We start from the raw sequence: 14,062 nt of genomic DNA on the forward strand, positions 1-14,062 counted from the left end.
AGTCTTTCTTTTCGCCAGCATCAACAATAGCTTGAAGCTTTTCTTTAGCCTTGGATAATTTTTCGTCATCTGCACTAGGATTAGTTTTCTCATTAAGATCCTTAACCTCTACAGATTTAACATCAGATTCATTGCCATACTTATCAACAGCCTTAAATTCAACGGTACCATTTTCAGTGACTTTGAGTCCGTCGGCTGGCATATCCTTGAATATCTTGCCGCCATCAACACTGTAAACCACCTTTGCATCAGGCTCCTTGGTAGTAGCTTCAAGGAGAGCAGACTCAGCATCTTCTGCCACAGTTTGCTTTACATCAGGCTCATCTAAGGTCTTTTCTGGTTCATAGTAAACAACTAAAGCTTGAGTAGTTTCATTGCCTTGGGCATCAGTTACTTTAATATTAAAAGTATTCTTACCCTTCTTCAATTCAACTTCATACTTAAAGTCCTTCTTGACACCTTCCTTGCTGTTGTAATCTACATCCCCCCAGGCAGATTCAATACTATTACCGTTGATTGATAGTCCATAGTAATTGTAGTCATCAGTGACAGTACCAGAAATAGTATATTTATCCTTGTTAATGTAAACAGGACCATCATCATCCAGGGTTAAAACAGGTGATTCTGCATCTACATAGAAAGTTAGCCTCTCTTGAGTAGTTTCTCTAACAGTTGAATCACCAATCAAAGCATTTATAATCTTAGCACCGTGAGTACCAACATTTAGAGTTACTTCAAATGTTTGATCAGAATTAATCTTCACGTCCTTACCATCAATTTGCAAAGTAGTAGTTGGTCTTCTTACCTTACCAGTAATAGTCAACTGACCAGTTTTAGGGTCATAGTTTTTGGTATTAGCGCTAACGGTGCTGGTACCCCACTTGATGCCGTTATCGAATGTAACGTCACTGCTTTTTACAGTTGTTTTACCATGATCACTAGACTTAACCTTTTGTTCAACACTGGATGAATTACCATCTTCATCAGTTGCCACAAGATTAAAGTTGTTTTCACCAAAGCTTACTGGTAATTCAATGGAGAAAGTATGGTCATCCTTTAAATCAACTGATATGTCGTCTTCGCCATCTTGCTTAATTACTAATGACTTAGTATCATCACTTACCTTACCTGAAAGCTTAACAGTAGCTTCAGATGTTTGGGCCAGTTTAGCTGATGAATCCTTACTTGCATCGTAAGTATCAGTCTTATCAACGGTTAAATTTTCAACCTTAGCTGGTACAAGACTAACTGTAATTTCTTTTTCTTTAAGGACGGTCTTATGGTCAGCATCAGCATAAAGGGTAACCTTTGTCTTGTAATCGTCCTTAGTAAGTGGAAGCGCAGCAGCAAATGTATTGTCTTCGTCACTTTCGATATCTAAGTCATGAATCTCACCATGCTTATCAGTATAAGTACCATATACCTTGCTTGGATAACTACCTGAGAAGACAAAGGATTCAGTGTCAGGATCGTAATTCTTAGTCTTTGAAGAAATCTTATCTGGTAAGCCACCATCTCTAAGAACTAAGCCAAAGTCAGTTTCACCAGGTTTATTGCTTTTACCTGAAGCAGTTCCCGCATTTGAAGCATTATCAAATAAAGCTACAGCAAAGTCATTAGTACCTGCTTGTAAAGCTTTTACCTGTTCAGAAGATAAGTCGATTTCAACCTTTTGGAAGCCATCCTCATCTGCCTTAGCAGTTGGATTATATGCTAACTGACTGAAGATACCATTTATAGAAACATTCGCGTCACCACTCAAACCACTAAGGTCATCCTTAGCTTCGACAGACAAGTAGTAGCGCGTCTTTTCTTGGCCGTCGGCGCCCTTTTCTGTATCTGATTCTAACTTGAGATTCTTTAATACAGGTTTGACACTGTCTACCTTAACTGGCATATCGTAGTGCTGCTCCGTGTTTGTGCCATCAACAGTAGCAGAGATTCTGTAAGTGTATGTTCCATCAGGCACTTTAACTGTCTTGTTAGCTTGTTGGTCAAAGTATGTACCATGCCACTCAGGAGCTTCATCAAAGTAATTGTATGTTTGAGCTGGTGCATAGTAGTATGACTTAGTGGCATTGCTCAATGAAGCTAAAGTATTAATTACTTTGCCATCTTTATCCAAAATTTGAGCCTTAACATTATTCGCATTTCTGTATAAGTAATATGTCGGTTTAAACCATTGGAATTGAGCATTATCTGCAGTAGAAATTGCGAATTTCGAGGAATCAAATACATAATTACCTTCATCATCAATGTCTAAGCCCGGGTTAGCATTAATAGAGTCATTACCAACAGTTACAATGGTACCCAAGATGTTATTCTCAGGGTGGAACACGTCTGGATCATTTAAGCCAGCAAAGATTGGCAAATCTGAACTTGCCCAGTCGCCAAAGAATCCCATGTATGGTAAACGCAATTGTGAACTATCTGATCCATTAAAGGTCAGGAATCCTTCAACAAACTGGTTTTCCTTAAAATCAGATGGCAGTGCTAATGTAATAGTTAATTCCTTAGTTGAATTTGCAGGTATAGCTACATCACCATCAGCTTGAACTGCAGCACCATCAATCTTCTTGTCGTATAAAACTGAACTACTATCAATAGCAGAAGTATAAACATCTGATTCTTTACCATTATTAGTTAACTTATAAGTTAAAGTCTTATCCGTTCTATTAACAAACTTAACTTGGAACTTGTGCGTTCTATCTGTGAAGCTCTTAAGTTCAACACCTGGATAGCCATTGCTACTAACAACAGTCGAAGGATTTTTAGCTAATGCCTGAATAGTAGCTTGTGCATTGATAAATCCAGCACCTTGTCTACGAGGTGAAACAATTACATTATCATGACTAATATCAGGTTGAATACTTGCAGTATTCATTTCCAAAGCCTTAATAAATGCTGTTCTTTCATCTGGACTCATCTTTTGATAAATTTCATAGAAAGAACCATTTTTATCATTCATTGCTTGACTAACAAGTGCTTGCGTACCAGCAATAAATGGAGACGCCATAGAAGTACCTGACATGTTAGTATAGCCATTATTGTTTTGCGTTGACCAAATATTTCCACCAGGTGCTGAAATATCTGGTTTAAAGGCCAAATTAGAAACAGGACCATATGAAGTAAAGTCAGACATTAAATCTGTCTTGAGCGCTGAATTATCTAATGGCTGTACAGCAATGCTTACCTTTAATGCTTCATCAGGATTTTTTTCAACGTATTCTACTAACTTGCTTCCAGCAGCCCCTGATAATCCAACAGTTGGAAACCCGGCATTAAGTTGCATGTTAGTTAATGCACCGGCTTGATTATTAACAATGATTAAACCAGCAGCCCCTGCTTCTTGTGCAAATTTTTGTTTATCTGTAAAAGCAAGAGCCCCACGCTTAACGATGGCAATTTTCCCCTTAACATCAGATGTATATTGATTTGCAGAGCCTATACCTAGTTGTCCGTTTTTATCTTTAACAACATAAAATTGCCTGTCATTAAAGAATGAACGATCGGTACCTTCTGAAAGTTGAGTAGCTTCTGGGCCTGCTACTACAGTTTTACCATCAGCTGAAGTAAAAGTTATACCATCAGTAGTAACTTTATTATTCTCTGCCGATGCAACCGTTGTGGCAGTTCTGGCAGTACCCGGACTACCTATGGTTTCCATATCTGGATTGCCATAATATGCCTTGTTGTTGCCATCAGCTTTTGAGTTTGAGGTTCCGGAGTTACCAGCAGAAATTACAGCGGCAGTACCTGTCTTAGTAGCACGCTCAACAGCAGCAATTTCTGGATCATCATCAGTTTGCTGACCAGAAACTGAACCTAAGGACATGTTCAAAACATCAGCACCAAGTTTAGCTGAATCATCAATTGCCCCAATAACGCTAGTAGAATCAGTAGAAGCAGAACTAGCTGAATTAGAGAATGCCTTCATTGCTAATAACTGAGCTTCTGGAGCAACACCTACAACTGAATTAACAGAATCTGAAGTACCATTGGCACCTACGATACCTGAAACGTGCATACCGTGTTGAGTACTAGAACTATTGTCAGTAATATTATCATTGTTATCTGAATAGTTATGTCCATATGGGACCTTTTCAGTAAAGTAGCGACCATAACCTGCTTCTTTAGTGAAAGCAGCAACCTTTTCTCTAGTTAATTTTGCTTTAGATTCATCACTCAAACGTAGATCTTTATGATTAGGATCAATACCTGTATCGATGATAGAAACTACAGTGCCTTCACCTTTGTATTTATAATTATTCCAAACCGTTGAGACATTAGCCATATCATCAGCTGAAGAATCATTGGCATAGTAAACCTTTGCCAAAGTTACAGATTTAACACCTGGAATAGCTCTTAATTTTTGAATATCTTTAACCTTTGCTTTAGTAGCAAAACCGTTAACTACATAACCATAGCTTTGGCCAATTGCTTGATTGGTAATTGCCTTTATATTTGCTTTAACTGAAGCCTGTTGGGCAATTACTTGTTTTGTAGCCCGCTCAATTTCTGCACTACTTGAATTTGTGTTTACTGAACCATTTGCAGCTGCAGGTGCAGCAGACAATTGAACAATTACATCAACATATACATCTTGCTTTTCGCTAGAAGTTAAATGCTTAAGATTAACTCCCTTTGCAGCTAATTGTGCTTCAATTGCTTTGTTTGTCACGCCCACTGTAGCTGATTCTGTTACTTTAGAGCTTTTTGCAACAGTTTTTGTTTGACTGTCAACACTGGCTTTAACTTGCAGTTCAGCATTAGAGAATACAGAAAGTGCAGCCGCACAAACTAGCACTCCCACATACTTATTTTTTTTCATGTTTAGTCCCCCAAGCCTAATTAATAAAAGTGTTTTTGCCTAATTAAATTAATAATGTTACCAATTTAATTAAAAATTATATAGTAATAAATTAAAAAATCAACAATATTTTAGTAATTCTAGCTATTGGTTTTTATTTACTTTTTACTGTAATACATGGCTTTTTTAGCTTCAACCGTGATAAGTGCCTGTTTATTACTTGTTATTTTTTGTAATTTTATTAAATAAAAAGTTGCAATCTGCTTTAATGTTTTTAATAATTAGATAAGAAATCTTCATTGGAGGAGATAAAATGGACAAATTATCAAAAGGTGTAATAACTGCTGTAACTAGTATTTCTTTACTAAGCTTAGCAGGCTGTTCAAAGTCAAATAATGCAGAAGTTGCTCAATATGGAAAAGACAAAAAAATTACGCAACAAGAGTTTTATAAGGAACTCAAGTCAGCTCCTTCGAGTAAAAGTGTTTTAGCTAATTTGTTAATTTATGACGCTCTAAAAGCCCAATATGGGGAAAAACTGAATTCTAAAGAAGTTACTCAAGAATACAATAATTATAAAGAACGCTATGGTTCACAATTTGATGAGTTTTTAGCACAAAATTTATACACTAAGTCATCATTTAAGAGAATGATTCAAATTAACCTACTTAGTGAAATTGCATTGCGGTCTCAAATCAAGCCAACAGATAAGCAATTAAGAGCAGAATGGAAAACGTATCAACCAAAAATTACTGTTCAGCATATTTTAGTAACGAGTCAATCAACAGCTGAAAAAATTATCAATCAGTTGGATAAGGGAAAAAGTTTTTCAAGTTTAGCAAAAGAATATTCTGTGGATAGTTCTACCAGCACTAATGGCGGAAAATTAGCACCCTTTAATCAAGAAAATAAAAATTTGGATTCTACTTTCAAAAATGCTGCATATAAACTTAAAAATGGTGAGTATACTGGCACCCCAGTAAAAGTTACTAATGGCTATGAAATAATAAAAATGATTAACCATCCAGCTAAAGGAAGTTTTGAGAACAATAAAGCAGAACTAACAAATAATCTTTATGACAAATGGGCTGCAAATTCTGCTGTTATGAGAAATGTAATCAGTCAAGTTTTGAAAGATCAAAACGTCAAAATTACAGACAAAGATTTAAAATCTGCCTTGGATCAATACAAAGGATCTACAAAGTCAGGGCTAAATTAGCGTTTAGTTGCTTATAAAATCATGTTGAACACTTACTAACGATTCAAAACTTTTAAATATCTAATCAATCACAAATCATTTATAATCTACTTTCATTATGCAACTTGCGACAACATGTCAGGAATATTTACCAAACAGACTAAATTGCAAAAGATGTTAAACTATATCCATTCTTTTAGATGATTACAGACTAATAGAAGGCAAACCTCTAAAGTTGAGATTTGCCTTCTATTTTGTTAATTAAAAGTATTATTCTAGCAGCAATATATTATAAACTCTAATATCTAATTATTTTTCATCTTCTGAAAATCAGCATGTTGTATTAAACAATCAAATAGAACTACAAAAAGCAGATTTAATAAAATAATAAAGAATACTAGTAATGAGTATTAATGAAAATAGTAAAAAACGACTAATCAAAAGATTAGTCGTTTACTTAAATGTCTTTAATTGCACTATTTTTAGCTACTTATCTGGAACGTCTTTGATCGTAACGTCAGCACCTAGCAAGCGTAATTTTTCTTGGACGCGATCATAACCACGAAGAATATTACCAGCATTATTGATAATTGTGTCACCTTTTGCCATTAGTCCCGCAATCATCAAACATGCACCAGCTCTGATTTCTCCAGCAGCAACAGTTGCCCCATGCAGCTTTTCAGTCGGATGAACAAGAATAATATTATCCTCTACTTTGATGTCAGCACCCATCTTACGCAATTGCTCAATATGACCAATTCTTTTAGGGTAAATACGATCAATTATTACACCTTCACCAGACTTAGCAGATAACAGCAAAGGAGTTACAGGCTGCTGCAAATCAGTAGCAAAACCTGGGTATGCACCAGTTTTAATCTGCGTCATTTTCAAGTCGCCAGCAGGATAAACGTAAAGTGAGTCCTCATCTGCATCAATGACGAGTCCCATTTCTTCTACCTTCGCAAGGTAAGAATCCAGGTGTTCTTCAATAATGTTATGAATGCAGATACCGTTGCCAATACAGCCAGCAAGAGAAATGTACGTTCCAGCTTCAATTCGATCAGGAATAATCGTATGCGGAGCTCTAGCTTCTAACTTTTCAACACCTTCTATTCGGATTGAATCGGTTCCTGCTCCTCGAATAACTGCACCCATATTATTAAGGAAAGTTGCTAAGTCAATTATTTCAGGTTCTTTAGCAGCGTTATCAATAACAGTTTGCCCATTTGCGGTAACTGAAGCCATGATAATATTCATTGTCGCGCCTACGGATGGCATTTCTAGGTGAATAGTCGCTCCTTGCAGTCCTTCATCGGGAGCAGTAATTGTTATTTGGTCATTTTCATTTGTTACACATGCACCTAAGGCTTCAAAACCTTTGATATGTTGGTCAATGGGGCGGGGTCCAATATCATCCCCGCCAGGGAAGCCCACAACAGCCTTACCAAAACGGCCAAGAAGAGCACCCATAAAGTAATAGGAAGCTCGTAAACTCTTGATCTTACCACTTGGCAATGGGCTCATCTTAATGTTCTCTGGATTGATTTGTAAAGTTGTCTTTTCAAAAGAACAAACGACGTCCATCTCACTCAGTAAATCCATTAAGTTGTCAACATCTGCAATCCTTGGAACGCCTTCCAAAGTTACCGGTGTACGCGACAAAATTGATGCCGGAATTAGTGCAACGGTTGAGTTCTTTGCGCCGCCAATCCAGACATCACCCTGTAGGGGCTTTCCACCATGAATTATCATTTGCTTCATTGGCGAAAAAATCCTTTTCTATTTTCGATTAGTCATAATTATGTTAAAGGAATTTACCGGAAAAAACAAGGGAAGACCTTCGTCTTCCCTGCTTAAAAATAAAGATTTTTGTATTATTCAATTTCACTCTTTATAGTTTTTCTTCCTCTAAACCAGAAGCAGCACCGATAAAGGCCTTATATAGTCCTTCTGGTCTTTGTGGTCTACTCAAAAATTCAGGGTGATATTGTGCAGCAATGAAAAACTTATTCTTTGTAAGTTCTATTACTTCGACTAAATGGTTATCTGGTGAGACACCTGCAAAGGTCATTCCAGCCTTTTCAAATGCTTCACGATATTCATTGTTAAATTCGTAACGATGACGGTGACGTTCTTGAATAACATCTTGATTGTCATAAGCAGCTGCGGTCTTAGTACCAGGCTTTAATGCTGCTGGATAAAGACCTAAACGTAGAGTTCCACCAATGTTTTCTTCATCACGTTTATCAGCCATAATATCGATCACATTGTGCTTAGTGTTAGGATCAGCTTCAGCAGTATTTGCATCTTTATATCCTAAAACGTCACGTGCAAATTCAACAGTTGCCATTTGCATACCCAAACATACTCCAAGGAATGGAATGTCATTTTCACGGGCATATTTAATTGCAGTAATCATGCCTTCAAAGCCACGGGAACCAAATCCACCGGGAACAATCAAGCCATCGGAACCTTTCATGAAGTCTGCAATATTATCTTCAGTTATATCTTCTGCTTGTACCTTGTTAATTTCAACATCAGTATTATAAGAATAACCAGCATGCTTAAGTGCGTCAGTAACAGAAATATAAGCATCTTCAAGTTCAACATATTTACCAACTAAAGTGATCTTGGTCTTGTACTTTAAGTTCTTAACTCTTTCGTCAAGACGGGTCCATTCAGCCATATCAGCTTCATCTTTTGGACTCTTAATATGTAAAAAGTCACAAACTTTTTGATCCATACCTTGTTCTTGGAAGGCTAATGGTAAGTCGAAAAGTGATGGCGCATCAATTGATTCAATAATTCGATCAACTGGAACATCAGTAAAGTTAGAAATCTTATCCTTATGTTCTTGGTTGATTGGCATTTCTGCACGTAAAACTAGCATATTTGGTTGAATACCGATGTTGCGCAATTCAGCAACTGAATGCTGGGTTGGCTTAGTTTTCATTTCTTTAGCAGCGTGTAAATATGGTACTAAAGTACAGTGAATGTACATCACATTTTCTTCACCGACCTCACGACGCATTTGTCTGATTGCTTCCATAAAAGGAGTAGACTCAATGTCACCGACAGTACCACCGATTTCAGAAATAACCACATCAGAGTCAGTGGTTAAGCCTGCACGCATGATTTTTTGCTTAATCATATCCGTAATATGAGGAATAACTTGAACAGTAGCGCCATGGTAATCACCACGACGTTCTTTTTCCAAAACTTCTTTGTAAATTTTACCAGTAGTTACATTTGAGTATTTACTGGTACGCACATCTACAATTCGCTCGTAGTGGCCTAAATCAAGGTCTGCTTCTGTTCCGTCATCAGTTACAAAAACCTCACCGTGTTGATATGGGTTCATTGTACCTGGGTCAATGTTGATATATGGATCAAACTTTTGCATGGTTACTTTCAAACCACGATTTTTTAATAACCGACCAAGACTTGAAGCAGTAATTCCCTTGCCTAGTGAAGAAACAACGCCGCCCGTAACGAAAATATATTTTGTCATTAGCCAAACTCCTTTTTGCAAAAAATAAAAATAAAAAAGCTCCCAAAAAGGGAGCATAAACGCACATAAGGGTGCCCAATTAAAATACTATCTATTTTGCGTCATTAAGTCAAGAGAATTATTCATCATCTTCGTCATCATCTAATTCTGACAATTGACCTTCAATGCCATCTGGCAAATCTTCATCATCGTCATCATCAGTATCAACGAAATCTTCATCTTCGACAAAGTCATCTGCTTCATCGTCAGCTGTCGCATCTAAATCTTCATCTTCTGGATCGTCATTATCGTAGTCAATAATGTCGTCGCTTCCAGTAGCACTTGCTAAGAAAGCATTAACTTTCTTGTGATGTGCACGACTGTCATCTTCGTCCTCATCTTCTGGATGGTTAACTTCTTCGTCAACTGATTCATAAGGAAACCATGAACGTAAAGCCCAAACATTTTCACCCATTGAAATGAATTCACCGTTGGTATTCAAGTCCGTGTAAAATTGGGGTAAACGTTCCCTAATTTCCTCGTCACTCTCTCCCAAGTACTTTTGTACGGCATTAACAATATCGGCAAAACCCATTCTTTTATTGTTATCTTCCAATATTGCACGAGCAACTTCAATCATTGATAGTTCATTGCGATTTTTGTCTTTAAAGTCGTTTAATCCCACAATTGTATTCCTCTCTTTTAACAATCCTTTTTATTTTACTAGGCGCTCAAGTAAAAATCAACGTAACTGTGTAACTTCCTACTAAGTATAGTCCACTAAAGAGGTCATATTCAATCTGAAGTTGCTTTGAACCGTCAATTTTAGGGAAAAATTTAATTAATTTAGTGGAACTCTTCAGGTCCATTTGGTAGCCAGATGCAACATACCGGCAGTCCCTTTTTTGTCCAACCGTAAAATGAAGTTGCGAATAATCATCGTTAGTATTACCACGCTTGATGATTACATCATTTTCTTTAATTAGCAGCTTAACTGGAACTTTGTCATCTTCTAAGTAAGAAACCCTAGTCACGTCTCCATTTTCGATTAGTTCACCCTGGCCAGTTTTATGGAAAGTCTCACTTTCCTTTTCCTGAACAATTTTACTAGTAAAATCAATTTTTACTTTAGTCATATATTTGATTCTTTGCAATAAAAAAGCTAACCATCAAGATTAGCAATAATTCTTAATATCCTTCTTAATTTTAGCAGAAAACATTATAAAACAAATTATTTTTTTATACCAGTAATTACTCCAATTCCTTTTTCGGTGATATTACCAGCTTAATCCCACCTATTGTGATTAAGCTTGAGCAAAAGACAATAATAAATTTTCCACTGGCACAATCAAGAATTATACCTGAAACCATTGATGAAACTGGGCACCAATATTTCTGATTATGGTCAACACTCGCCCATAAATGAGCAAAATTTGATAAAATATAACTATATTGATAGTAACTCATAGCATGATTGCAACCAATTAAAAGATGAATTGTGATAATCCTAACTATCATTAGAACTTAAGAAGAACAACTACAATTTGACCCTTTTGAGGGTCCATTGTTTTTTACCAGCTTAAAATGTAGGAGACTTACTAAATATGTCAAATTCAAAAAAATATAGCTTAGACATTGACAACGAGAAGCAAACCATTCAAGGCATTTTTATACCCGACAAGACTATGTTCCAGCAAATTAGAGGAGTAGTTCAAGCTACACATTTAGATGGCTGGGAACCATCTTCTGATGATATTGAGAAATTGAAGGCTAATGCAATGAATCCTGACCCGAAAGAGCTAGCACGAATCAAAGCTATCTGGGAACAGAGGAGTAAGTAGAAACTCGTCAACTTAGATTGAAGTCTAAAAATAAATCTGACTTCAAAAACAAATAAAAACAAAAAGAGCTAGTCAAGCATGAAACTTGAGCTAGCTCTTTTTTACTTTAATTTATACTATATTACTTCTTAAATGATTAATTCTTAATCTGTAACAATAATAATGACAGGTTTAAATAATGCTAATGACATTTTTCTTCTCCTATATAAATCAATATTAACCAAACTTTTCATTAATTATAATAACCCCTATTGCACTGTTTACAAGGTGATTTTCATATTCGAAAAATATTACTTTATTAACCTATCAACAGTTACCTCATAGCCAGAATTGATTAGTACTTTCTTTATTTGATCGGCCTCCTCTTGATTATCATTAATTACGTCTTCGTAGTACTTTCCTAACATTTTAGTAAATGCCAATTCTATAGTATTAGGCAACTGCTTTAAAAAGTTTAATGGCTCTATACATAAACTACTTTTATTGTCTTGTATGCATAAGTCAATATAGTTAATCACCAATACGCTTAGTGCCACTAGAACCTTTTTCTCAATATTAGAAACATTTTGATAGCGCCTAATAATACTTTTCACTAAAAAAGTAGCTTCATCTATTGTATACAGTTCCATTATATTACTTAATAAAACAATCCTTAGGTATCCATTATCATCAATGTCTTTTTGAAATAGTACTTGCTTAATTTCTTTCTTTTCTGCACGTGTTAGTTTTTTAAGTGAGTCATCATTATGTGTATTTGAAATAACCTTTGCCTGTAAAATAAGTGATTCTGTTAAACTGGTTTGAGGCTCTATTTGCATTAATTGATCAGTAATATTTACTATTTCATCATCATTATCCTCATTTGCAGCCTTTACAAGTTGATTTCTCAAATAATTAATTTTATTGTCATTAGAATTGCCATTTTCTGTTTCAGAAAAAAACTCCTGAAAACTAACCCCATGTTTTTCAAGAATTTGGATCAACTCTTCTGCTCCGATATCATGAAAGCCACGTTCAACCTTTGAATAAAACGAAACAGAAATTACATCAGCAGCCATCTCCTTTTGGGTTAAACCTAAATCATGACGTAACTTTTTTAATTTGCTCCCAATACGATTCATAATTATCATCCCTTTTTATTCCATATAAAATATTATGGTCACTAATCAGAAAAACATTCAAAAATATTATTTGTTTTTAACAAATTGATCCTTTTGAATATTCAAAGTGCCCTATAAATTGCAAATTTGCTATAATCAAGTAAATAATCAATTTTTAATCTTACATTATAAACTAACTTCGAGGAATATTTATGCCAAAATTTCAAAGTAAAAAATTAACTAAAGAAGTTGTTTTACGTGATCCTGTTCATGACTACATTCACATTGAAGATCAAGTCATATTGGACATTTTAAAAACAGAAGAATTCCAAAGAATGCGCCGTATCAAACAACTTGGGCCTCTTTCATATGTTTTTCCTGGAGCAACTCATACCCGTTTCGAACATAATCTAGGTGTGTACGAGCTGACTAGAAAAATCTGTAATATTTTCGCAGAAAAGTACCCATCTCATAATTCGGGGGATGGCCTCTGGGACGACAATAACCGCTTATTAGTTGAATGTGCCGGTTTACTCCACGATATCGGACATGGACCGTACTCACATACTTTTGAGCATCTATTTGGTACAAACCACGAAAAGATTGGTCAAAAGATTATTACTGACCCTAATACAGAAATTAACCATGTTTTGCGCGGAGTTGCACCAAACTTTCCTGAATTAGTTGCTAGTGTTATTGATAAAACTTATCCTAATCCTCAAGTCGTTAAAATGATTTCCAGTCAGGCTGATGCTGACCGCATGGATTATCTTAAACGTGATGCATACTTCACTGGCGTTACATACGGCGAATTTGATTTGTCGCGAATTTTACAAGAAATAAGACCTTATCAAGGTGGCATTTGCTTCACAATGGCTGGAATGCATGCAGTTGAGGACTATATCGTTTCGCGCTATCAAATGTATCAGCAAGTGTACTTTCACCGTGTAGGCCGTTCAATGGAAGTTATTTTGCAGCATTTACTTGAACGAGCAAAAGTTGTTTATGAGCAAGGTACTCTGCAAGTTACACCAAGTTTAGCCAAGTTTTTAGCTGGCGACTGGACGCTCAGCGACTACCTTGAATTAGACGATGGAGTCATGGAAACAAACTTCTCCATGTGGACAAAGGCAAGCGACCCAATTTTAGCTGATTTAGCAAATTGCTATTTGTATCGAAAGCCATTAGCAAGTATTTGCATCGATGACGAAACTAAGAGCTTATTACCTAAATTAAAGGACCTAATTAAGCAAGCTGGGTTTGATCCGCTCTATTATACAGATACCAATTCTGCTTTTGATGAACCTTATGATGCGTATAAACCAAGCGGGAAAAACGCCAATAGTCAAATTGAAATCATGCAAGCTGACGGTCAGCTAATTGAACTGTCACAGTTAAGTCCGTTAGTTCGTGCACTTAACGGGACAATTCAAGGCGATGAACGGTTCTTCTTCCCTAAAATCATGATGTCCAATAGCGATGAACCACAAATTTTTGACCCGCTTTACCAACAATTCCAACGTTATGTCAAAAATGGTAAGCTGCGCTATTTGCGAAAACCAAAAAGTAATAAAAAATAAAAAGACCGAATTCTGATTGAATTCGATCTTTTTTTTGGGGAGC

General features: G+C 36.0%; 9 protein-coding genes. 3 read left to right on the top strand and 6 right to left on the bottom strand.

Features of this window, described 5'->3' with window-relative positions; genetic code table 11:
* The coding region (locus tag CRG87_RS05255) for a S8 family serine peptidase (protein ID WP_101138689.1) at window positions 1-4,831 on the bottom strand (4,831 nt) is incomplete at its 3' end.
* A gap of 292 nt (window positions 4,832-5,123) precedes the next feature.
* On the opposite strand from CRG87_RS05255, the gene CRG87_RS05260 reads away from it, so the two are divergent.
* The gene (locus CRG87_RS05260; protein WP_074425807.1) at window positions 5,124-6,029 is read left to right on the top strand and encodes a peptidylprolyl isomerase PrsA; all 906 of its coding nucleotides are present in this window, start codon (window positions 5,124-5,126) and stop codon (window positions 6,027-6,029) included.
* Window positions 6,030-6,494: 465 nt separating this feature from the next.
* On the opposite strand, the gene CRG87_RS05265 is transcribed toward CRG87_RS05260, so the two are convergent.
* The 4 genes from CRG87_RS05265 to CRG87_RS05280 all read right to left on the bottom strand — a co-directional run bounded on the left by CRG87_RS05265 (window position 6,495) and on the right by CRG87_RS05280 (window position 10,634).
* Window positions 6,495-7,769 carry a UDP-N-acetylglucosamine 1-carboxyvinyltransferase gene (locus CRG87_RS05265; protein ID WP_074425808.1) on the bottom strand — a complete coding sequence of 425 codons (1,275 nt, stop codon included), beginning with the start codon at window positions 7,767-7,769 and terminating at the stop codon, window positions 6,495-6,497.
* A 130-nt stretch (window positions 7,770-7,899) separates the two neighbouring features.
* The gene (locus CRG87_RS05270) at window positions 7,900-9,519 is read right to left on the bottom strand and encodes a CTP synthase (RefSeq protein WP_074425809.1); all 1,620 of its coding nucleotides are present in this window, start codon (window positions 9,517-9,519) and stop codon (window positions 7,900-7,902) included.
* Window positions 9,520-9,637: 118 nt separating this feature from the next.
* Window positions 9,638-10,183, bottom strand: a complete 546-nt coding sequence (rpoE, locus tag CRG87_RS05275) for a DNA-directed RNA polymerase subunit delta (protein ID WP_046307684.1) — start codon at window positions 10,181-10,183, stop codon at window positions 9,638-9,640.
* A 46-nt stretch (window positions 10,184-10,229) separates the two neighbouring features.
* Window positions 10,230-10,634 (bottom strand): YwiB family protein, encoded by a 405-nt coding sequence (locus CRG87_RS05280; protein WP_074425810.1) that lies wholly within the window; start codon window positions 10,632-10,634, stop codon window positions 10,230-10,232.
* A gap of 468 nt (window positions 10,635-11,102) precedes the next feature.
* On the opposite strand from CRG87_RS05280, the gene CRG87_RS05285 reads away from it, so the two are divergent.
* Entirely contained in the window at window positions 11,103-11,339 is a 237-nt protein-coding gene (locus CRG87_RS05285) for a hypothetical protein (protein ID WP_074425811.1), read from the top strand.
* Window positions 11,340-11,629: 290 nt separating this feature from the next.
* Here CRG87_RS05285 and CRG87_RS05290 read toward each other — a convergent pair whose 3' ends face one another.
* On the bottom strand, window positions 11,630-12,460 hold the full coding sequence (locus CRG87_RS05290) for a helix-turn-helix domain-containing protein (RefSeq protein WP_074425812.1): 831 nt from the start codon (window positions 12,458-12,460) through the stop codon (window positions 11,630-11,632).
* A 191-nt stretch (window positions 12,461-12,651) separates the two neighbouring features.
* Between CRG87_RS05290 and CRG87_RS05295 the strand changes: the two genes are divergently transcribed.
* Window positions 12,652-14,019, top strand: coding sequence for an HD domain-containing protein (locus CRG87_RS05295; RefSeq protein ID WP_074425813.1), 1,368 nt, complete (start codon window positions 12,652-12,654; stop codon window positions 14,017-14,019).
* Window positions 14,020-14,062 lie beyond the last annotated feature (43 nt).

This window comes from Lactobacillus apis (assembly GCF_002837055.1).
In the GTDB taxonomy this organism is placed as follows: domain Bacteria; phylum Bacillota; class Bacilli; order Lactobacillales; family Lactobacillaceae; genus Lactobacillus; species Lactobacillus apis.

What these genes read in the sequence shown, in the direction of transcription:
- CRG87_RS05260 (WP_074425807.1), top strand. Translation starts at nt 5,124, where the DNA reads ATGGACAAATTATCAAAAGGTGTAATAACTGCTGTAACTAGTATTTCT.
- CRG87_RS05265 (WP_074425808.1), bottom strand. Translation starts at nt 7,769, where the DNA reads ATGAAGCAAATGATAATTCATGGTGGAAAGCCCCTACAGGGTGATGTC.
- CRG87_RS05270 (WP_074425809.1), bottom strand. Translation starts at nt 9,519, where the DNA reads ATGACAAAATATATTTTCGTTACGGGCGGCGTTGTTTCTTCACTAGGC.
- CRG87_RS05280 (WP_074425810.1), bottom strand. Translation starts at nt 10,634, where the DNA reads ATGACTAAAGTAAAAATTGATTTTACTAGTAAAATTGTTCAGGAAAAG.
- CRG87_RS05285 (WP_074425811.1), top strand. Translation starts at nt 11,103, where the DNA reads ATGTCAAATTCAAAAAAATATAGCTTAGACATTGACAACGAGAAGCAA.
- CRG87_RS05290 (WP_074425812.1), bottom strand. Translation starts at nt 12,460, where the DNA reads ATGAATCGTATTGGGAGCAAATTAAAAAAGTTACGTCATGATTTAGGT.
- CRG87_RS05295 (WP_074425813.1), top strand. Translation starts at nt 12,652, where the DNA reads ATGCCAAAATTTCAAAGTAAAAAATTAACTAAAGAAGTTGTTTTACGT.